19 protein-coding genes are annotated in these 20,907 nt (G+C 69.1%); 6 read left to right on the plus strand and 13 right to left on the minus strand.

Translation table 11 applies throughout. The annotated features are described in order from the left end of the window. Positions 1–201: 201 nt before the first annotated feature. Positions 202–2,388 (minus strand): DUF262 domain-containing protein, encoded by a 2,187-nt coding sequence (locus DKM19_RS09355; protein ID WP_110695352.1) that lies wholly within the window; start codon positions 2,386–2,388, stop codon positions 202–204. 164 nt (positions 2,389–2,552) lie between these two features. Beyond that, entirely contained in the window at positions 2,553–3,251 is a 699-nt protein-coding gene (locus DKM19_RS09360; RefSeq protein ID WP_110705591.1) for a TetR/AcrR family transcriptional regulator, read from the minus strand. A 115-nt stretch (positions 3,252–3,366) separates the two neighbouring features. Between DKM19_RS09360 and DKM19_RS09365 the strand changes: the two genes are divergently transcribed. Next, positions 3,367–3,711 carry a YrdB family protein gene (locus DKM19_RS09365; protein ID WP_110695353.1) on the plus strand — a complete coding sequence of 115 codons (345 nt, stop codon included), beginning with the start codon at positions 3,367–3,369 and terminating at the stop codon, positions 3,709–3,711. A 139-nt stretch (positions 3,712–3,850) separates the two neighbouring features. Continuing rightward, the gene (locus DKM19_RS09370) at positions 3,851–4,741 is read left to right on the plus strand and encodes a Gfo/Idh/MocA family protein (RefSeq protein WP_110695354.1); all 891 of its coding nucleotides are present in this window, start codon (positions 3,851–3,853) and stop codon (positions 4,739–4,741) included. A 246-nt stretch (positions 4,742–4,987) separates the two neighbouring features. Here DKM19_RS09370 and DKM19_RS09375 read toward each other — a convergent pair whose 3' ends face one another. The 3 genes from DKM19_RS09375 to DKM19_RS09385 form a co-directional block, all read right to left on the minus strand. After that, positions 4,988–5,998: an acetamidase/formamidase family protein gene (locus tag DKM19_RS09375; protein ID WP_110695355.1), complete on the minus strand. Its 1,011-nt coding sequence runs from the start codon at positions 5,996–5,998 to the stop codon at positions 4,988–4,990. Between the two features lie 148 nt (positions 5,999–6,146). Further along, entirely contained in the window at positions 6,147–7,562 is a 1,416-nt protein-coding gene (locus tag DKM19_RS09380) for an APC family permease (RefSeq protein ID WP_110695356.1), read from the minus strand. 77 nt (positions 7,563–7,639) lie between these two features. Continuing rightward, positions 7,640–8,728, minus strand: coding sequence for a substrate-binding domain-containing protein (locus DKM19_RS09385; protein WP_110695357.1), 1,089 nt, complete (start codon positions 8,726–8,728; stop codon positions 7,640–7,642). A 74-nt stretch (positions 8,729–8,802) separates the two neighbouring features. On the opposite strand from DKM19_RS09385, the gene DKM19_RS09390 reads away from it, so the two are divergent. Beyond that, complete coding sequence (locus tag DKM19_RS09390) at positions 8,803–9,276, plus strand: MarR family winged helix-turn-helix transcriptional regulator (RefSeq protein ID WP_110695358.1); 474 nt, start codon at positions 8,803–8,805, stop codon at positions 9,274–9,276. Positions 9,277–9,469: 193 nt separating this feature from the next. On the opposite strand, the gene DKM19_RS09395 is transcribed toward DKM19_RS09390, so the two are convergent. After that, a complete protein-coding gene (locus DKM19_RS09395; protein WP_110695359.1) occupies positions 9,470–10,756 on the minus strand; it encodes a Glu/Leu/Phe/Val dehydrogenase in 1,287 nt (428 codons plus the stop codon). A 259-nt stretch (positions 10,757–11,015) separates the two neighbouring features. Between DKM19_RS09395 and DKM19_RS09400 the strand changes: the two genes are divergently transcribed. Continuing rightward, positions 11,016–12,620 (plus strand): alkaline phosphatase D family protein, encoded by a 1,605-nt coding sequence (locus tag DKM19_RS09400; protein WP_110705592.1) that lies wholly within the window; start codon positions 11,016–11,018, stop codon positions 12,618–12,620. Positions 12,621–12,790: 170 nt separating this feature from the next. Here the strand turns inward: DKM19_RS09400 and rocD are convergent, their stop codons facing one another. From rocD to DKM19_RS52480, 5 genes are all read right to left on the minus strand, one after another. Then, positions 12,791–14,002, minus strand: coding sequence for an ornithine--oxo-acid transaminase (rocD, locus tag DKM19_RS09405; RefSeq protein WP_110695360.1), 1,212 nt, complete (start codon positions 14,000–14,002; stop codon positions 12,791–12,793). 54 nt (positions 14,003–14,056) lie between these two features. Beyond that, positions 14,057–14,878, minus strand: a complete 822-nt coding sequence (ddaH, locus tag DKM19_RS09410; RefSeq protein ID WP_369990452.1) for a dimethylargininase — start codon at positions 14,876–14,878, stop codon at positions 14,057–14,059. A 105-nt stretch (positions 14,879–14,983) separates the two neighbouring features. Then, on the minus strand, positions 14,984–15,457 hold the full coding sequence (locus tag DKM19_RS09415) for an Lrp/AsnC family transcriptional regulator (RefSeq protein WP_089209406.1): 474 nt from the start codon (positions 15,455–15,457) through the stop codon (positions 14,984–14,986). A gap of 160 nt (positions 15,458–15,617) precedes the next feature. Then, a complete protein-coding gene (locus tag DKM19_RS52475) occupies positions 15,618–16,328 on the minus strand; it encodes a DUF5941 domain-containing protein (RefSeq protein ID WP_110695362.1) in 711 nt (236 codons plus the stop codon). Further along, the gene (locus DKM19_RS52480) at positions 16,325–17,902 is read right to left on the minus strand and encodes a CDP-alcohol phosphatidyltransferase family protein (RefSeq protein WP_110695363.1); all 1,578 of its coding nucleotides are present in this window, start codon (positions 17,900–17,902) and stop codon (positions 16,325–16,327) included. The genes DKM19_RS52475 and DKM19_RS52480 overlap by 4 nt, the downstream gene beginning before the upstream one ends. Positions 17,903–18,215: 313 nt before the next feature. On the opposite strand from DKM19_RS52480, the gene recO reads away from it, so the two are divergent. After that, positions 18,216–18,953 (plus strand): DNA repair protein RecO, encoded by a 738-nt coding sequence (gene recO / locus DKM19_RS09430; protein WP_110695364.1) that lies wholly within the window; start codon positions 18,216–18,218, stop codon positions 18,951–18,953. Beyond that, positions 18,950–19,744, plus strand: a complete 795-nt coding sequence (locus DKM19_RS09435) for an isoprenyl transferase (protein WP_110695365.1) — start codon at positions 18,950–18,952, stop codon at positions 19,742–19,744. Before recO ends, DKM19_RS09435 begins: the two co-directional genes overlap by 4 nt. On the opposite strand, the gene DKM19_RS09440 is transcribed toward DKM19_RS09435, so the two are convergent. After that, positions 19,734–20,228 (minus strand): carbonic anhydrase, encoded by a 495-nt coding sequence (locus tag DKM19_RS09440; RefSeq protein WP_110695366.1) that lies wholly within the window; start codon positions 20,226–20,228, stop codon positions 19,734–19,736. The genes DKM19_RS09435 and DKM19_RS09440 overlap by 11 nt on opposite strands. A gap of 87 nt (positions 20,229–20,315) precedes the next feature. Then, positions 20,316–20,864, minus strand: coding sequence for a CGNR zinc finger domain-containing protein (locus DKM19_RS09445; RefSeq protein WP_110695367.1), 549 nt, complete (start codon positions 20,862–20,864; stop codon positions 20,316–20,318). Between the last annotated feature and the right edge of the window lie 43 nt (positions 20,865–20,907).

The raw sequence follows: 20,907 nt of genomic DNA on the forward strand, positions 1-20,907 counted from the left end.
TCAGGTCGGGCGATCCCTCCGGGGGCGGCTCATCGCCCCCGGAGGGATCGCCGTGCGACCTGGGCCCCAGGCTCTTCCGGGGGAGCAGACCAGACGTCGATGTCGGGCCGGGACGTGAGAGCTCCACGATTGACGCCGGTAGGCACCGCACAGCGCCCGGCATGCCTGGGCGCGGGGTGACGGGCCTCCACCCCTTCCGAATCAGGGCAGGCCACGGTTGATGGCCTCCTCGCGGAGGCGTTTCAGCGGCACCGCGGCACCGCCCTGTTCGATCCGCCAGACGTCCCAGCCCGCGCAGGCCTTGGTTCCGGCGACCGCGGCTCCGGCGGCGGACAGGGAGTGGTAGGCCTGGCCCGTGGCCTCCACCCTGATCGTCCCCGCTTCCTCGACGGTGGCGAAGTGGACCTCGCCCCTGACCGTCCGGAAGATCTTGGAGTTGGGGGAGATCAGGCCTCCCCTGATCAGATCGAGGAGTTCGACGCCGTAGTGACGGCGGGCCGAGGGCGGCTCGGGAGGAAGCTCGATCACCGGCAGGCGGAAGCCGAGCCTGGAGGGGCTCCAGATCTCCTCGCAGAGGAGCCGGTAGAGCTGCTGCCGCCGCTCGATCTCCCGGACGCCGAACTCCGGGCAGGGCTGGAACGCCTTGTCGAGGCCCGAGTCCCTGAGGTAGTGGGTGAAAGGGGTGTTCCGCAGGCGGCTCTTGGGATGCAGCGAGGCGGCGAGCCGGTTCTCGGCGTAGTAGTGCTCGATCTTCCGGTTGTAGGGGTCGTCCCTGAAGCTCGCGTTGACGGACTTGGGCAGGAGCAGCAGGGCGCCGAGGCGGTTGCGCCGGAGGTAGAACTCCGCGGTGGTCTTGACGGAGTCCTTGTGCCGCTCGAAGCGGTTGGCCCAGATGTGCTCGATCTCGTAGTCGCGGGCTCCCCGGAGGAACTCGTACTCGTGCTCGCCCCCCTCGCACGCGTGCTGGACGTGCGCGGTCATGCGGGAGAGCAGGTAGCGGACCAGGCGGCGGTTGTTGGCCCGGAGCCCGAAGGAGGTGAGCTCGCGGAAGTCGTGCTCAAGCAGGGAGGTCTCCCGGCCGAGGACCGTGGCCACGTCGTCGGCCGTCCGGCAGATCCGCAGGACGGGGATCAGCCGGTGGACGATCTCGTCGAGGTCGCGGCGCTGTACGGGAAGGTTGTTGACGCATCGCCGTACGTAGACGAGGTCGAGGAACGTCGAGACCATCGAGCACTTCTGGATGAACACCTGGTCGGAGTCCTCCGGCGAGGCGACGGAGAGCAGGAGCGTGAACTGGTTGTCGATGCCGTGGTAGCCGTTGAAGTAGACGGCGGCCAGGTCGGGCCTGAACTCCTGGCCGGCGCGGAGCAGCAGGCAGTAGCGCTCGGATACGTGGGTGAGCCTGTGGATGAACTCCCGCGCTCCGGCCGGGCGGTCGAGGCCCAGCTGGACCTCGTTGCGCAGGATCCACTCGTGGACGGCTCTCCCGATGTCGGCGGCGTCCGCGGACGCCGCGTCGAGGTGCGCGTACTGCGCCAGCAGGAACGAGCGGACGTACGCGCTGGGCGTGTTGGCCTCGGGGGAGTCGGCCTCCGCGGTGGTGAGGCGGGCCAGCATGTCGGCCCACGACCGGCCCAGTCTTTCGCGCGTCGGCGGGTCGACCCGCCGGAAGAGGTGGCCTTGCAGCAGGTCCACGTGGCTCAGCCGGAGTCCCCGGTCGTTCATGGACACGAAGATCTCGCGCCCGTTCTCCTGGTCGAGGGCACGGATGCCGACGAGGCACACGCGGTCGAGCATCCATCGGACGAAGGGCACCAGGGCCTCGCCGCGCAGCTCTTCGGGGAACTCCCCGTCGATCTCCCTGCTCCGGTCGTGGAGGTTTCTCACCGAGACGTGGACGTCCTCGGGCATGGTGAATCCCTTGAGACCGTTCCAATCGGTGACCAGGGCGTTGAGCAGTTGCGCGCGGGCCAGCTCCTCGGTGCTGCCGACCTTGAAGCTCCGCCTGCCGTGCCGCGCCGTGTAGGTGAGCCCCTCCAGCTCGTCGGCGTAGATCCACTTCTCCTGGTCGAGCAGTAGCTGCCGGAGGTAGATGAGCACGAGGTGGAGCGTGGTGACGCGCTGCTGGCCGTCGACGAGGAAGGTGCGGCCCTCGCCCTCGTGGTACACGTAGGGGCCGAGGAAGTAGGGGGCGTAGCGGCTGACCTCGTCACGCTCGTGCAGGGGGTTCCACTGGCTGAGGAAGCGCTGGCTGAGGTCGTCGATCAGCGTGCCGACCTCGTGGCGGGTCCAGGTGTACTCCCGCTGGTAGTAGTCCAGGGCGAAGGAGTTGCGTTCGAAGAGGGTACGGACCGTTACGCCTTCGCCGTGAATGGGACTTTCCGCCATGGATCGGGAGCGCCTCTCGCCTGCGGGGAAACGGCTCGTTTGAGAGCCGAATCACTCTCATTTATCACGCCAGACACAAAAGCGTTACTAATCTCGGCGAAATCGTACTTTGTCACGCAGATAGTCCGAGGAAGAACGCGGAAGCCAGCGGATCGCCGGTCCTGTCAGGCGGGAAGGCCGAGGAAGCGGGCCTGGCAGCGCGCGGAATGGTCGAAGGCCGCGGCCGGGTCGAGGATCGTGTTCTTGAACTGGCCGAACAACTCGAAGTTGATCCAGCCGAACAGGCCCGTCCAGACGATCAGGGCGCGGGCGATGACGTCGTCGGGGACCTCGGGCATGATCTCGCGTACGCGCGCCGCGTCCTCGGCGAACGCGGGGGGCGCGGGCGGGCAGATGTCCGGCGGGGTGAGGGACCCGGCGCCGTGGGCGTCGGAGACGATCCGGCCGTATACGAGGGTGCCGCGGATCGCCGCGACGATGGTGTCGGCCGGAGCCTGGTAGCCGGGCACCGGCGAGCCGTACAGCAGGGCGTACTCATGCGGGTGGGCCAGCGCCCAGTCGCGTACGGCGTGGCACACGGCCAGCCATCGGCCGGTGTGGTCCTCACGCGGGCGGGCCGCGTCGGCGCTCTCCACGGCCTCGCCCACGGCGTTGTAGCCGTCGACGATCAGAGCCGTGAGCAGGTCGTCCCGGGACGGGAAGTAGCGGTAGATCGCCGAGGAGACCATGCCCATCTCGCGGGCGACCGCACGCAGGGAGAGGCCTCCCGCACCCTCGGTGGCGAGCTGGCTGCGGGCGATGTCGGTGATCTCACGGGTCAGCTCGGCTCGGACCCGTTCCCGTGCTGTGCGGCTTGAGCTCATGCCCAGGACCATACCAGAGCACCGGGAGGGAAAAAGAGCACTGCTCTTGACGCGCATCGCTCTCCTAAGAGAGCATTGCTCTCAGAACGGAATGCCACTCTCGAAGGAGCCCCCGATGCTGTCCTTGGCCAAGAACACCAACCTGCTGGTCATGTTCCTGCTGGAACTGGGCGTTCTCGCCTCGGTCGGCTACTGGGGTTTCACCGTGGGGCAGAACTGGCCGGTGAAACTGCTCCTCGGTCTCGGTGCGCCCGCGCTCTTCATCGCGGCCTGGGCCCTGTTCGGCGCGGCCAACGGCGCGGTGATCCCGCTCACCGGATTCGCCAGGGTCGTTCTGGAGGTCCTCTGGTTCGGCGGCGGCGCCGCGGCGCTGGTCATGGCGGGCAGCGTGACCCCCGGGATCGTCTTCGCCGCCGTCTACCTCGTCAACGCCGCGCTGCGACTGCTGTGGAACCAGTGAGGCGGACCGTCGAAACACCGTCGACACGGCTCCACCGGCTTCGGCATGACGCCGGCCCCGATGGACGAGACGCTGGTCAAGGCGCCCGCGTGGTGGTGAAACCGAACGGCGACGGCGGCGCAGGCCGTACGCTCGGAGCATGAAGATCGCCATGATCGGCCTCGGCGACATCGCGGAGAAGGCCTACCTGCCCGTCCTCTCCGCACTGCCCGGCCTTGACCTCCACCTGTGCACCCGCAACCAGGTCACGCTCGACCGTCTCGGCGACGCGCACCGGATCGAGCACCGCTTCACCTCGGTGGACGAGGTGCTCGGCGCGGGCGTCGAGGCGGCCTTCGTGCACGCGGCCACCAGCGCCCACGTGAAGATCGTCGAGCCGCTGCTCCAGGCGGGCGTCCACGTCTACCTGGACAAGCCGATCGCCTACACCCTCGCCGAAGCCGAGGCTCTGGTACGGCTGGCTCGGGAGAGAGGGCGGTCGCTGCTCGTCGGGTTCAACCGCCGCAGGGCGCCGTCCTACGCGGCGCTGCTCGACCTGCCCCGTCACCTGGTGGTGATGGAGAAGAACCGCAGGGACCTCCCGGAGGACCCGCGCACCGCGATCTTCGACGACTTCGTCCACGTCGTGGACACGCTCAGGTTCCTGGTGCCCGGCAAGGTCGAGCACACCGGGATCCGGACCCGGGTCAGGAACGGCCTGCTGGAGCACCTGACGCTGGAGCTGTCCGGGGACGGTTTCACCGCGTTCGGGATCATGAGCAGGGTGAGCGGTGCGGCCGAGGAGACCGTGGAGGTCATGGGCGGGGGAGTCAAGCGGCGAGTGGTCAACCTCGCCGATGTGATCGACTACGCCGGGACGGAGACGGTGACCCGCCGCGGCGACTGGACCCCGGTCTCCCGCCAGCGCGGCATCGAGCAGGTCTGCCTGGAGTTCCTGGACGCGGTCCGCTCCGGCGTCCGGATCAGCGCCGACGACGCCCTGGCCACCCACGCGATCTGCGAGGACATCGTCCGCGCCTGCGCGGGCTAGATCCCGGCCCCGGCAACGGGATCCGTCAGCCGGCCGGAGGCTCGTCAAGGGCGCGTGTGGACGGCCCGAGACGACTCGATCGCCGGCTCGGCCATCGATCACTCCGCTTCACGGGAGATCGAGACCGGCGGTCGTTCACTTCACGGGAGGCCGAGCCCGACGATCATGCGGGGAGCCGTCCCGCGCCGCGCGCCCCGGTGATACGTGGCGTGGGACGGCTCCCCGCGAGGTGAACGCCTTTTTTCGTCAGCGTTCGGCCAGATACCGCCGGCCAAGGGTGCGCAGCCGCTCGTGCGCCGACTCGTAGACGTCGGGCCGGCCCAGGTAGGCCTTGGGGATCTTGGCGACCATCGTGTAGTTGGTGTCGCAGACGTTGCCGACCGGCGCCTCGCCGATCTGGCTGACCAGCTGGTAGGCGTCCAGGGTCTCCAGCCCCGTCAGGTCCGCGGCCCAGGTGACCAGGTCGTGCTGGCTGATCCGGTAGGCGTCCTCCAGCGGGCGGGCCGAGCCGGTCGACATCAGGTGGTCGTCGTCCTCCAGGCGGGGCCACGGGGTGCCGACCCCCTTGATCAGCTCCACCGCCACCACGGTGTTCATCGCGGCCTCGACGGCCGTGCCGCACACCTCGCCGTGTCCCTGGCGGGCGTGACCGTCTCCCACCGCGAACAGCCCGCCCTCGACGTTGACCCCGAGGTACACGGTCACCCCGGCGCGCAGCTCGGGGGTGTCCATGTTGCCGCCGTGGGCGTCCGGGGTGATCGTCATACGGGCCTCGGACGCCCCGGGCGCGACGCCGACCGTGCCGTGCATCGGGTCGAGCGGGAGCTCCATCGTGAAGTCGCTCTTGCGGGCGTGGTAGCGGACCACGCCCTTCTCCACGTCGATGTCGTAGCGCCACACGACCTCGTCCAGCGGCGGGCTGAGCATGGCCGTGGTGTGCGTGCCGGTCAACGCGCCGAAGTGCGGGAACGTGGCGGACACCGCCCAGTCCCTGGCGGGCTCGATCGAGATGAAGTGCAGGGCGAGCGTGTCTCCCGGCTCGGCCCCCTCGACGTGGAAGGGACCGGTGACCGGGTTCAGGTAGGGAAACTCACAGACGCGTGAGGGCAGGTCGTCGACCGAGAGCACCCGGCCGCCGAAACAGTCCTCGGTGTACATCTCGAGGATCGTGCCGGGCTGGATCCTGCCCACGGCGGGCCGTCCGCCGAAGGTGTAGCTCAGATCTTCGAGCGCGGGACGGTAGGAGACGATGTTCACCGCGCACCTGCCCCGTCGAGGTTCCGCACCGTGGTGAGGAGAGAGGACGCGAAACCTTCCTCCACCTCGAGAAAAATCTCAAACATTGGTCTACCTTCGCATGATCGAATCTACGGGTGGGCACGGCGTGCCGGGGGGTGCGAGGCGGCTACTGCACGTACTTCGCTGACGGGTCCGGGGCATCCGGCACGTCGCTTATCCCGGCCAGGGTGGGGCGACGCTTGAGGACGTAGAAGACGATGAGCACCACCACGCCGATGCCGAACCAGATGGCGCCGAGGACCTGGGCCGCGATGTTGGCGTTGATCACGACGGCGAGCAGGATCCCGAAGCCGATCACCGGGGCGATCAGGTGCCTCCACCAGTCGCGGCTGCGCTGCCGCACGACGTAGTGGACGACCACCGACACGTGCAGCGCGAGGAAGGCGGTCATCGCGCCGAAGTTGACCAGCCCGCTGATCAGCGTGATGCCGTCGTCGCGGGTGTCCAGGTAGAGCCCGAGGCCCAGGGAGATCAAGGCCACCAGGAGGGTGGCGTTGACGGGCACCTTGTGCTTGGGGTCGATCTTGGCCAGGAAGGCGGGGAGCTGGCGGTCGCGGGCCATCGCGAACAGCAGGCGCGAGGTGGCGGCCTGGGCGACCAGCGAGTTGGCGAAACCCCAGGCGATGGCGGTCGCGACGGCGGTCAGCACGCTGAGCCAGTGACCCCCGGCGAACTCGGCCATGTCGTAGAAGGCGCTTCCCGCGGGGTCGCCGTTGGCCAGCAGGTCGGCCCGGTTGGGAGCGAGCAGCGCGGCCACCCAGGTCTGCGCGATGAACAGCAGGCCGGCCAGGGCGAGCGCGGCGACCATCGACTTGCCGAGCCGCCGCGAGTCCACCTGGCTCTCCTCGGCCAGCATCGAGATGCCGTCGAAGCCGAGGAAGGACAGGACCGCGACCGAGACCGCGCCGAAGATGAGGGACCAGGAGAAGGTCGAGGAGTCGAACAGCGGGGTGAGCGCGCCCGCCTGGGCCTTGCCCTGGGCGAGGGCGACCACGCCGACGATCATGAAGATCGCCAGCACGATGACCTCGCCGATCAGCATGAGTTTCGTGATGCGCGCGGTCATCTGGATGCCGGTGTAGTTCACGACCGTGTTGAGCACCACGAACACGATCAGCCAGCCCCAGATCGGGATGGCGGGGACGAACGACGCCATCGCCGCGCTCGCGATGAGGTAGAGCAGGGCGGGCACCAGCACGTAGTCGAGCAGGATCACCCATCCGGCGAGGAAGCCGACCGGTGCCGCGATGCCGCGGCCCGCGTAGGTGTAGACCGATCCGGCCATCGGGAAGGCGCGGGCCATCTGCGCGTAGGACATCGCCGTGAAGGCCATCGCGATCATGCCGACGGCGTACGCGAGGGCGACCATGCCACCGGAGGCCTGGAAAACGCTTCCGAAGATGCCGAACGGCGCGATCGGGACCATGAAGATCAGGCCGTAGACGAGCAGGTCCGTGAAGCTGAGGGATCGGCGGAGTTCCTGCTGGTAGCCGAATTGCTCCAGTGAAGGTTCGGTGGTCATGAAATGGCTCCTTATATGGCTGCAGGCCTGACCATAGAACCAAAACTTGAAAAGGAAAAGTTTCCAGGTGAAAGTTTTTACCGGACGATGTCGAAGTCGAGACCTTCGGCCCGTCCGATGTGCGCGCTCCGCCGTACTCCCCGGCCCTGGAGCGTCAGCCGTCCCCGCGCGGTGACGATGGAGGTGCCGTCGGCGATCGCGTCCACCTGGGGTACGGCGAGCGTCTTCGCCCGGGAGCCGAGGGCGGCGAGCATCAGCACCGCCTCGTAACACCCCTGCCCGTGCCCGTTCAGCAGCGGCGCGCTGGAGCCGAACCGGCGGATGTAGCGCTCGCCGAGGCTCAGGCTGTCATCGGTGACCAGGCTCGCGAAGTAGCCCATCGCCCCGTAGAGCTCGCCGGTGGCGTCGCCGCCGATGCCGAGCAGGCCGTGCTCCTCCAGCGCCCCGCAGAGCCGCGGGTAGGACAGTCCGGCCGCGACGAAGGCCCGGTTGAAGGTGACGAGGTCGCTGCCGATCAGGCTGAGCAGCACGGCGTCGGGCCGGCTGGCGACGAGCCTCTCCAGGATCGGGGCGAGATCTCGCATGCCGTACGGCACGAACCGTTCGCCGACCACCGTGACGTTGCGGGCGGCGAGGTGGCGGCGGGCGGCCCCGTGGACCAGGCGCGGCCAGACGTAGTCGTTGCCGAGCAGGAACCACCTGCGGGCGCGGCGCCGGTCGATCAGCCAGTCGAGGCCGGGCCTGAGCTGGCGACTCGGGGTCTCGCCCAGGAAGTAGACGCCGGGCGCGTGGCCGCCCCCCTCGTACGGCGGGGCGTAGACGAACGGCACCCTTCCGGCCAGCGCCCGCACCACCTCGATCCGCACGTCGCTGCCGTGGGTGCCGACCACCGCGTCGATCACACCGCTGTGTGCGAGCCCCGCGACCTGGGTGGCCACCTGTCTCGCCGGGCCGCCGCCGTCGATCAGGACCAGCTCCACCGGCCTGCCGAGTATCCCGCCCGCGAGGTTCACCTCGTCGGCGGCGAGGACCGCGCAGTTGATCGCGCACGGCCCCACCAGGCCGAGAACCCCGGAGACCGGCACGACCAGTCCGACGCGTAGTGCACTGCCCCGGATCAGCTCTGCTTCCAGGGGCTCTATGACGGGTGCGATGGCTTCTGCCACGGCGACGAGTATCCTCCTCATTGGACGGGTACGGCAGACCCGTTACATAGCCGGGATGCAGACGGGAGCTCCACGTGGTGACGACCGGGCTGGGATCCTCGCTCGCCTACCTGCTCAGCCGGGCTGAGCGCAGCGTCAACCGAGGTCTCGCCGCCGCGGTGACCGCGGAAGAGATCACCGTCGAGCAGTGGCGCATCCTGCGCGCCCTCGCCGACGGCAGGGGGCATTCGATGGGCGATCTGGCCGAGGCGGTGCTGATGCCGCACCCGACGCTGACCAAGGCCATCGACCGGCTCATCGACCGTTCCCTCGTCTACCGAGGGCATGACCCGGCCGACCGTCGCAAGGTCGCCGTTTTTGTCGCCGACAGGGGCGCCGACCTGCTCGCCCGCGTGGAGGGCGGAGTGGCCGACCACCATCGGCTGATAGAGGCAGCCTACGGCACCGAGCGCACCGAACGGCTCATGCGCGACCTGGAAGGCCTGGTCAGCGCCCTGGATGAGCCGACCGCGGTTCCCGAGCGGGACCTGGGCGGCCTCACCCGCTGAGCGCCGGGACGTCGCGCACGGAACGCCCTTCGTGCGCGGGACCTCCGCGGGCAACAGGCCCTCGTGAACCTTCGTGCGCGGGACCTCCGCGGGCGGCGGACCCTCGTGAACGCGGGCTCCCATGGGACGCGCACCCTCATGAACGCGGACCCTCATGAACGGAGTCTCCGCGGGAGACGGGCGTCGGCGGCCTTCACACGCGGAGTCCGCGCAGACGGTGGGCCTCGGCGACGCGACCGACGGCGATCACGTGGGCGGCCTGGCGCAGGGTGATCCCGCGCGCCGCCGACATCTCCGCGACCGCGTCGAACGAGCCGTCCATGAAGCCGCGGATCTTCGCGTCGACCTCGTCGGAGCTCCAGGAGCACGCCCGCACGTTCTGCGAGCATTCCAGGTAGGAGACGATCACGCCGCCCGCGTTGACCAGGATGTCGGGGACCACGGTGGTCCCGGCATCGGCCAGGATCCGGTCGGCCTCCGGCGTGACGGGACCGTCGGCGCCCTCCACGATCAGGCCGGCCCTGATCCGGGGGGCGTTCTCCGCGGTGATCGCGCCTCCCATGGCCGCGGGGACGAGCAGGTCCACGTCGAGCTCCAGCAGGTCCTCGGGGGACAGGGCGTCGGCGTGGCGGTAGCCGTGCACGCCGCCGGTCTCCTTCGCCCATGCCCGCAGATCGTCGAGGTCCAGGCCGGGGCGGGCGATCACGGCGCCGGTGACGTCGGAGACCGCGACCACGCGGCAGCCCGCGTCGGAGAGATGGCGCGCGGCCGGCGCCCCGACCTTGCCGAAGCCCTGGACCGCGACGGTACGGCCCTCGGGGGAGCCCCTCAGCGCCCTGAGCGCCGCGATCCGGACGCCGCGTGCGGTGGCCTCGACCAGGCCGGACGAGCCGCCGAGGGGCATCGGCTCGCAGGTCGTCACGCCGGGCATCGGATACCCCGCTCTCGTCGAGTAGGTGTCCGCGATCCAGGTCATGGTCTGCTCGTCGGTGCCGACGTCGGAGGTCGGGACGTCCTTCTCCGGGCCGATGATCGGCAGGATCTCGTTGACGTAGCGCCGGGTCACCCGCTCCAGCTCCCGCGTGGTCAGCGAGGCCGGATCCACGGAGATGCCGCCCGTGGCGCCGCCGTGGGGAATGCCGGCCAGCGCGCACTTCCAGGTCATCCACATGGCCAGCGCGGTGATCTCGTGGATGTCGGTCGCGGGATGGAAACGGATACCGCCTCTCGCGGGGCCGCGGGTAGTGTTGTGCTGGACCCGAAAGCCTTGTACGACGTCCATCCGGCCGTCCTCGCGCCGGACCGGCACCGAGACGGTGAGCGATCGGCGGGGGGTGGCGAGCATGGTGCGCAGGCCGTCGTCCAGGTGGAGCCGGTCGGCCGCCCGGTCGAGCTGGAACAGCGCGGAGTCGAGGGCCTGCCTCCCCGGAGCGAGGGGAGCGGTGGCTGCCGGCGTCGTCGACGGCACCGTAAGTGTCATGAAGGGAAACCTCCACACGGCGGGCGGAGCGTCCTTGCTCCGTCCAGGCGGTTTGTCATGATCAAAATAGTTGCGGTTTTTTGCCGGGTGATGCTGGGGATGTTGCGTTCTTATGATCGATCCTTGTGCGTTTCCCCACCTTGGGAGTGATCCGTTGTTATCCCTCGGAGGGCCGGGGCACTGTGTGGGATGAATAGACCGGTTTAGCGTGATCAACCGGCGTGCTTGATGATGTGTGTGCGGTGCTGAGGAGATGAACGTGCCAGAGCTTGTGGTCGGACCGATGCTGCGTTATGTGGACGAGACGAGTGCATCGGTGTGGGTCGAGACCAGTGAGCCGTGCGAGGTGACGATCGAGGTCGGAGGGACGCGCTCGCGGGCGAGCACGTTCACCGTGCACGGCCACCACTACGCGATCGTGGACGTCGAGGGCGGCGGAACCTACGAGGTCCGCCTCGGCGAGGAGACCGTCTGGCCGCTTCCGGACCAGGCGCCCAGCCGTATCCGCCTGCTCGACCCCGACGGACCCCGGCGGGTGATGTTCGGCTCCTGCCGGACCAGCGTGCCGCACGACACGATGCACACGATCTCGCACGGGGTGGACGTGCTGTGGGCGTACGGCAGCAGCCTGATGGACAGACCCGAGGAGGAGTGGCCCGACATGGTGCTCCTGCTCGGGGACCAGGTCTACGCCGACGAGCCGTCCGCCGAGATGCTGGAGCTCATCAAGAACCGCAGGGACAACGAGCCGAAGACCGAGATCGCCGACTTCGAGGAGTACGCCGAGCTGTACCGCCTGGCGTGGACCGACCCGGAGATCCGCTGGTTCCTCTCGACCGTGCCCAGTGCGATGATCTTCGATGACCACGACCTGCGCGACGACTTCAACACCTCCGCCTCCTGGCGTGAGCAGATGGAGAAGGTCGAGTGGTGGCCGCGCAGGGTGACCTCCGGCCTCGGGGCCTACTGGATCTACCAGCACCTGGGCAACATGTCACCGCAGGAGCGCTCGTCGGACGAGCTGCTCGGCAAGCTGTGCGCGATGGAGGGCGACGGGGCGGAGGCTCTCGACACGTTCGCCAAGCACGCCTACGACGTTCCCGCGGACAACCGGTGGAGCTACTCCCGCGACCTCGGCGGCACCCGCCTGCTCATGCTCGACTCCCGGTCCGCGCGGCAGCTCACCCCCGGAGACCGGCGGATGCTGGACCCGGTGGAGTGGGAGTGGCTCACCGGGGAGCTCAGGAAGGAGGGCGCGGAGCGTTTTGTGATCGGCACGTCGGTGCCGTTCCTGCTCCCCTCCGGCATTCACCACATCGAGAGCTGGAACGAGGCGCTGGCGCAGGGGGCCTGGGGCAGAAGGACGGCCCACTGGTCGGAGAAGATCCGCCAGGCCGTCGACCTGGAGCACTGGGCGGCCTTCCGCCGTTCGTTCGAGGACCTGTCCACGCTGCTGGCAGGGGTCGGCAAGCCCGTGATGCTGCTCTCCGGCGACGTGCACTACTCCTACGTGGCCAAGGCGGACGACCTGCCCATCTACCAGCTCGTCTGCTCCCCGATCCGCAACCCGCTGAGCCGTACGCTCCGCCTGGCCAACATCATCGCCCAGTTCGGCGTCGCGACCCTGATCGGACGCTCGCTCTCCCGGATGGCCAAGATCCCCAAGCCTCCGTTCAAGTGGCGGATCACCAACGGCCCGTGGTTCTCCAACGCGGTGGCCACCCTGTGCCTGGACAACAGCCCCGTGTCGGTCCGCTGGGACACCGCCGCCGGAACGAACGTCTCGGAGATCACCACGGTGGAGCTCGAGGAGGTCTCCGGCAGGAACCAGGCGACCGGAACACTCCAGCGCGGCGGCGTGTGACCGGCGCGTTCCGATGCCGTTCCGGCCGAGGCCGGCTGCCGCGCGGGCCGGGCAGGGTGATCCCGCCCTCGCCCGGGCGGTGATCCGGGTGCCGCTCCCGTCTCCGCCGAAGACAGGATGACGCCGGTACGGCTCACGCGTTCATGATCGCGCCAGCCGTACCGGGGGAGTCAGTTCGAGAACTCCGCGAGGACGTCGGCGAGCTGGTCGACGGCCCAGAGGAGGTCCTCCTCCGAGACGACGATCGGCGGGGCGAGACGGATGGTCGAGCCGTGGGTGTCCTTGGCCAGGACGCCGCGGCGCATCAGCGCCTTGGAGATCTCCCGGCCCGTCGCCAGGGACGGGTCGATGTCCACGCCCGCCCACAGGCCGCGCCCCCGTACGGTGACCACGCCGTGGCCGATCAGGCCGCGCAGCCTCTCGTGCAGCACCAGACCGAGCTCCTTGGCCCGGGACTGGTACTCGCCGGTGTTGAGAAGCTCGATGACCGCGTTGGCGACCGCGCAGGCGAGAGGGTTGCCGCCGAAGGTCGAACCGTGCTGGCCGGGCTTGATCACGCCGAGGACGTCCTCGTTGGCGGTGATGGCCGAGACCGGGACGACGCCGCCGCCCAGGGCCTTGCCCAGCACGTAGATGTCGGGGACGACACCCTCGTGGTCGCAGGCGAAGGTGTCGCCGGTACGGCCGAGGCCGGACTGGATCTCGTCGGCGATCATCAGGATGTTCTCCGCGGTGCAGAGCTCGCGGACCTGGGTGAGGTATCCGTCCGGCGGAACCAGCACGCCCGCCTCACCCTGGATGGGCTCCACCAGCACCGCGACGGTGTTGGCGTCGACCGCCTCGCGGATCGCCTCGACCGAGCCGTACTTCACGATCCTGAAGCCCGGGGTGTAGGGACCGAAGCCGTCATGGGCGTCGGGATCGGTGGAGAAGCTGACGATCGTGGTGGTGCGGCCGTGGAAGTTGTCCTCCATCACGATGATGTTGGCCTGCTCCGCGGCCACGCCCTTGACGTCGTAACCCCACTTGCGGGCCACCTTGATGGCGGTCTCCACGGCCTCCGCGCCGGTGTTCATCGGCAGGATCATGTCCTTGCCGGTGAGGTCTCCCAGCCCGGCGGCGAAGGTGGCGAACTGGTCGTGGAAGAAGGCACGGCTGGTCAGGGTGAGCTTCGCCAGCTGCTCCTGCGCCGCCTTGATGATCTTCGGGTTGCCGTGGCCGAAGTTCAGCGAGGAGTAGCCGGACAGACAGTCCAGGAACCGCTTGCCCTCGACGTCGGTGACCCAGGCGCCCTGAGCTTCGTGGATCACGACGGGAAGCGGGTGGTAGTTGTGCGCGCTGCGTCGTTCGCTGAGCTCGATGAACTCGTTGGTGGTGGTCATCCGATATTCGCCGTTCCTTGTTTCGTAAGCGTCCTGCCTGGCCTTATTTTCGGTTCATTCCCGGATCTCGAGCGTGCAGCACTTCGGGCCGCCGCCCGCCTTGCGCAGCTCCGACAGGTCGACCGGGATGACCTCGAAGCCCTGACGCTTGAGTTCGAGCTGGAGATTGCCCGCCTCGGCGTTGATCACCACGTGGGTGCCGTCGCTGACCGCGTTGAGGCCCAGCACGGCGGCGTCGTCCTCGTCGGCGATGACGGCGTCGGGGAAGAGGCTCTGCAGCACCTCCTGGCTTCCCGGGGAGAAGGCCCCCGGGAAATACGCCACCCGTCGTCCGTCCAGCGGGAAGAGCGCCGTGTCCAGGTGATAGAAACGCGGGTCCACCAGCTGCAGCGTCACCACCGGGCGGCCGAGAAACTCCTGGGCCTCCTTGTGCGCGGTGATGTCGGTGCGGAACCCCGTCCCGGCCAGCACCATGTGGTCGAGCGTGAGGAAGTCGCCCTCGCCCTCGTTGGTGAAGGCCGCCTCGCGCACCCGGTCGTAGCCGTTGCCGGTGAACCACTTCAGATACGCCGGCCCCTCGGCCGCGCGCTCCCGGTGGGTGAACCGCGCGCCGTACACGCGGCCGCCGACGACCAGGGCTCCGTTGGCGGCGAAGACCATGTCCGGCAGGCCCTCGACCGGGTCGATGAGGCTGACCCGGTGCCCGAGCTCCTCGTAGGTGCTCTTGAGCGTCTCCCACTGCCGGATCGCCACCTCGCGGTCGGCACCGGCCTCGGGATGCATCCACGGGTTGATCGCGTACTCAACCGCGAAGTAGTCGGGCCGACACATGAGGTAGTGCCTCGTCATGGGTAACTCCGCAGAAGACGTCGTAATGGGGGTCGCGGTGACTGACACACCGACAACGTCAACAGCTTACGAACGGTGTTCGCGCAGGCCAAGAGCATGTTCGTGCGTAGAGGCGCGGGTTTCCCGCGTTGTTCAGGCGATGAACGGCGGTTCGTTGCGTGCGGTGATGAGAGGGGCGTCGATGAGCCTGGAAAGCACTATTGAGCTCTTGGTTCGCACCACGAACGGCTCCGAGGAGATGCGCTCGATCACCTGCTCCACATGTCTCACGTCGGTGGCCCTGATGTGCAGCAGCGCGTCCGCCTCGCCGGTGATGGTGCAGGCGGAGACCACCTCGGGATGCCGGGCGACGGCGACCCCGATCTCCGACGGCGAGGTCTTGCCCGCGCAGAAGAGCTCCACGTAGGCCTCGGTGGTCCAGCCGAGTGCCGCGGGGTTCACCCTCGCGGTGAATCCGGTGATGGCCCCTGCCTCCCGCAGCCGGTCCACCCGCCGTTTTGTCGCCGACGCCGACAGGCCCACCCTCTGCCCGATCTCCGCGTAGGTGGTGCGGGCGTCCTCGACGAGCGCCCCGATGATGTCACGATCCAGCCGATCCAGTTCCACGCTGTTTTGTAACACAGGAGAGGACCGCGACAGTCCGTCGCGGTCCTCTCCCGGGATGTTACGGCGTGCCGTGCGTCATCTCGCGGCGCGCTGTTCGCGTCACCCGGTGCCCCGTGCTCGCGCCCGCACACCGCGACGCGCCGTGGCTGCGCGGTGTACGTCAGGCGGGCTCGGCGTCGCCGGTGGTCTGCTCCAGGACCTCCTCGGGCGAGGCCTCCAGGTCGTCACCCGCCTGGGCGAGCGCGGCGCCCTTGTCCAGGCGGACCCAGCTCGTCACGCTCTCGACGGCGAACAGCACACCGAGGTAGAGCGTGAGCGCGGCCAGAACCCAGGTCAGCACGCCCAGCGCGGCGCCGGCGCCGATCAGCAGCAGCCGGATCTCCCAGCCCAGTCCCGCGCGGAACACCCAGTCGGGCGGCCAGATGCTCTGCCGCGTTCGGTACACCGTGTCGTAGGTGTGGTAGCCGATCACGTAGAGCAGCACGTACAGCAGCCACTTGGGCGCGTCGGCGGCCAGGCCGATCAGGATGATGGTGAGGAACTCGGCCGCCCGGATCAGCGGGGGCATCAGCCAGTCGAGCTTGCCCAGGTGGTCGCGGGCCGCGGTGGGCAGCACCAGGACGATCATGATCAGCACCGGGACGAGCAGGATCGGGCCGTCGGTGAGCATGCCGGTCACCGACATCGCGATGATCGCGAGCAGCGCGACGAGCGCGGAGGGCACCGCGGGCAGCCCCGGCCCCACCTTGCCGCGGAGCAGCATCACCAGCGGGCCGTCGTCGCGGTAGGCGAGCAGCCGCGCGGTCTGGACGCGCAGCCGCTCCTCGTAGGGGTCTGGAACGGCGGGGGTGGTCTGCGGTTGGGTGATCATGCGAGCGACCTCATCAGGCGTCCGGTGAGTGAGTAGGCGGAACCGATGCCGCCCCAGATGATCAGGGTGAGGAAGGTGATCCTCGCGTCGAACAGGGCGCTGACGATCGCGATGGCGGCGAAGCGCTCGCCGATCGGGAACACGATCATCTTCCGAGCCCAGTGCACGGTCCGGTATTTGCCCGCCTTGCCCCACATCTTCAGCAGGCCGCGGATGCCTCCGGTCCGGGCCAGCTTGCGCTGCTCCAGTGCCGTGCGCAGGCCCGTGTCAGGGCTGATCGACAGCGCCAGCGAGGGCAGCGGCGACGGGGGTTTGCGCCGGTTGGCCGCGCCGAAGGAGAAGTCCAGCAGGTGCTTGATGGACTGCAGCCCGAGCGCGATCAGCGCCAGCGTCCAGACGTCGCCGACGCCGGAGACGGCCGCGCCGACCGCCAGCCCGGCGAAGACCACGTATTCCTTGAACCGGTCGAAGGTGGCGTCCAGCCACGCCCCGAGCACGCCGAACTTGCGGGCGTACCGCGCGACCTGGCCGTCCACGCAGTCGAACACGAACGCGAAGTAGATCAGGACGCCACCGGCGACCATCCCGGCCCGCTCTCCGGTGGCGAAGCACAGCGCCGCCGCCACGCCCAGGGCGATCGAGATCAGCGTGACCTGGTTGGGCGTGAGCCCGCGCCTGGCCGCCCAGCGGGCGATGTAGCGGGAGTAGGTGCTGACGAAGTAGGTGGTGAAGAAGCCGTCGGCGCCCTTCACCGCGTTGCTCAGCCGCGCCTTGTCCTCGTTGAACGTGGCCATCGCGGCCACCGCCTCGGCGGCCTGCTCCGGGGTGTCCACCCGGCTGTAGAACAGGTCGCGGCGGCCGCGGACGCCGACCGAGACGCCCCGCCGTACCAGACCCAGGACCAGGAGCTGGATCAGGTCGTCCTCGGGCCCGAGGAGATGGGCCATGTCGGCGAGCTCGCGGGCCGCCTCGGCCAGCGTGGCCGCGTGCTTGTGGTGCAGGTGCAGCGGGCCGAGCAGGACGGAGTTGGGCCGGGTCACCCCGTGGTAGGCCGAGCCCACCGAGATCACCCGGGACCGGCGGGAGCGCACCCGGACGGGGAGGCCCTCCAGCGTCCGGTCGCCGATCTCCGGCTGCGCCTCCTCGATCGGGACGTCGATGACGATGGCGTCGCCGTTCTCGTCCTCCTCGCGGGGCTCCTTGGTGATCAGCGCCAGCGCTCCGCGCTTGGACTTGGTGATCTGGTAGATCAGCTCGTCGTGGATCAGCGAGTTGGCCGGGAGGAGGAGCAGGTTCTCGGTGGCGTCCTCGACCGCGTCGGCCACGGCGCGGAGGTCGCCGGCCAGATCGGAGGTCTCGACGAGCCGGCCGGGGAGGCCCTGGTAGGCCGCCGCGTCGCCCGAACGGGCGATCGTCACCGGTGCGGGATCAAGAGAGGCGAGCTGGCCGTGCAGCTTGCCGATCACCGTGGGACAGCCGGGAAGCGCGGGCAGAGTCAGCGCGGCGGGCGGCGTCGACTGGCCGGTAGCGGCATCGGGGCTGGGCGATGAGCCCAGCAGGACCACGCGGGGCATGGCACCCTTTCGTGCGGGGGCGGGGGTAAAACGCGGGCGGGGGAGTTCGCCAGAAGCCAAAGTTTAGTGAGTTTTAGGTTAACAACATGCATCCGTGATCTATGAGGAGCAGTTGATCATGCTTGGGGTCTCGCCGGGCGCCCTCGTCCGTCACCGCGCCGCCCTCGGCGACTCCTCCGCCCACGCACCGTGAACGCCGCTCCCACCGTGCCTGTGAGGTGCGAGAACCCCGGTTCCGGCGCCGGCCCGCGGCCGTCCTGCGGCGGTCCACGCGGCACGAATGGTCATGAAAGATCGACGCTAGACTGCAAGGGTGAGTCTGTACCGGGACGACGGCATCGTGCTGCGCACCCACAAGCTGGGCGAGGCCGATCGCATCGTCACCGTCCTGACCAGACGCACGGGCAAGGTCCGGGGCGTCGCCAAGGGCGTCAGGCGGACGACGTCGCGATTCGGCGCCCGGCTTGAGCCGTTCACCCACGTTGACCTGCAGCTCCACACCGGCCGCACGCTGGACGTGATCACCCAGGCCGAGACCATCCGTCCGTACGGCGAGGCGCTCGTCGTCGACTACCCGCGCTACACGGCGGGCGTCGCGATGCTGGAGACCGCCGACCGGCTGGTCATGGGGGAGAAGGAGCCCGCGCTCCGCCAGTTCCTGCTGCTCGTCGGCGGCCTGCGCACGCTCGGCTCGGGGGAGCACGAGGCCAGGCTCGTCCTCGACGCCTACTTCCTCCGCTCGCTGGCCGTCGCCGGCTACGCCCCGGCCCTCGAATCGTGTGCCCGGTGCAAGGCCCCCGCGGTGCGGGCGTTCGCCATCGTGGCGGGAGGCGTGGTCTGCGGGGCCTGCCGTCCGGCCGGCGCCGCGGTGCCCGAGGGGGAGACCCTGGCCCTGATGATCGCGCTCCTGCGGGGTGACTGGCCCGCCGCCGACGCCTCCATCCCCCGGCACCGCGCCGAGTGCAGCGGCCTGGTCGCGGCCTACCTGCAATGGCATCTCGAACACGGCATACGCTCTCTTCGACACGTAGAAAGGGAGCTTGCCACGTGAACGTCCGTCCACCCGTCCCTCACCCCTCCGGCGCGACCCCGCCCCCGATCCCCCGAGACCTGGTGCCCCGGCACGTGGCGATCGTGATGGACGGCAACGGCCGATGGGCCAAGCAGCGCGGCCTGCCGCGGACCGAAGGCCACAAGGGGGGCGAGGCCTCGCTCTTCGACGTGATCGAGGGTGCGATCGAGCTCGGCATCCCCTATCTGTCGGTCTTCGCCTTCTCCACGGAGAACTGGAGGCGCTCCCCGGACGAGGTGCGCTTCCTGATGGGTTTCAACCGCGACGTCATCCGCCGCAGGAGAGACGGCCTCAACGCGATGGGGGTGCGGGTCCGCTGGGCCGGTCGCCCCGGACGGCTGTGGAAGAGCGTCATCCAGGAGCTGCGGGACGCCGAGGAGATGACCAAGGACAACTCCACGCTGACCCTGCAGTTCTGCGTCAACTACGGCGGCAGGGCCGAGATCGTCGACGCGGCCCTGCGCATGGCCGAGGACATCGCCGAGGGCCGGCTCAAGCCAGGCCGGGTGAAGGAGGAGACCTTCGCCCGCTACCTGGATGAGCCGGAGATCCCGGACGTGGACCTGTTCGTGCGCTCCTCGGGCGAGCAGCGCACCTCAAACTTCCTGATCTGGCAGACGGCCTATGCCGAGATGGTCTTCCTCAACCGCCTCTGGCCCGACTTCGACCGTCGCGACCTGTGGGAGGCCTGCGAGACCTACGCCAAGCGCGACAGGAGATACGGCGGAGCCGTGCCCAACGCCGTGCCGGATCCGGCCGTCAGGCCTTGACCTCGCGCAGGCGCCCGGTCTCGACCTCGTAGACGAAGCCGCGTACGGAGTCGGTGCGCGGGATGTAGGGGTCGTTCTTGATCCGGTTGATGGACTGGACGACGTCCGCGTCGAGGTCGGTGAAGGACTCGGCCGCCCAGTCGGGCTTGGTCCCGACCTCCTCCTGGATCTGCCGCTTGAAGTCGTCGTCGGTGAAGGTGAGCATGCCGCAGTCGGTGTGGTGGATGAGGATGATCTCCGTGGTGCCGAGCAGCCGCTGGCTGATGGCGAGGCTGCGGCGCTCGTCGGCGGTCACGACACCGCCGGCGTTGCGGATGACGTGCGCGTCGCCCTCGGTGAGCCCGAGCAGGCCGTAGGGATTGAGGCGTGCGTCCATGCAGGCGAGCACGGCCACCCCGCGAGCGGGTGGCAGGGGCAGGTCGCCCTTGTCGAAGGTGTCCGCGTAACGCTCGGCGTTGGCGAGAAGCTCGTCCGTGACACTCATGAAGCTCTCCCGGGGGAAGTAGGCGGCATCACAGGCCAACCTACCGCTATTACCTACTCAGTCAATAGGTAATAGCGGAGCGTGACATCAGACCCGGCGGCGGGCGCGGTAGGCGGCGACGTGCATGCGGTTTCCGCAGGTGCGGCTGTCGCAGTAGACCCGGGAGCGGTTGCGGGACTCGTCGAAGAAGACGTTGTCGCAGTCGGGGGCCGAGCAGGTGCGCAGCCGTTCCCATTCGTTCTCGACGAGCAGGTGGGCCAGGGCGACGCCCAGGTCGGCCGAGAGGTGCTCGTGGAGGGAGGCGTCCGGCGCGAAGTAGTGGACGTGCAGGGGATGGCCGTCGTGCTCGGTCAGGCGCGGGGTGATGCGGGTCTCGCTCAGCAGGGCGTTCAGCCAGGTGGTCGTGGTGGCGTGGTCGGAGACGGTGAAGACCCGGTGAAAGGCCTCACGCAGGGCGCGCACCTGGCTCAGGTCCGCGGCGCCGAGCTCACCGATGCCGCTGATCTGCCAGCGCTCCACGAAGTCGCCAAGTTCTTGCAGGTCGGTCAGCCGGTCTTCGCCTCCGGTGGAGGGGGAGGTGTTGACCAGGTCGACCACAACGGCGAGTGAGTGCACCATGTCATGTCCGAATGGCATGTTGACTCCTGTTGGAGGTGATTCCAGCGTACGGCGGCTCGCC

The organism is Streptosporangium sp. 'caverna', assembly GCF_003203775.1.
Classification (GTDB): domain Bacteria; phylum Actinomycetota; class Actinomycetes; order Streptosporangiales; family Streptosporangiaceae; genus Streptosporangium; species Streptosporangium subroseum.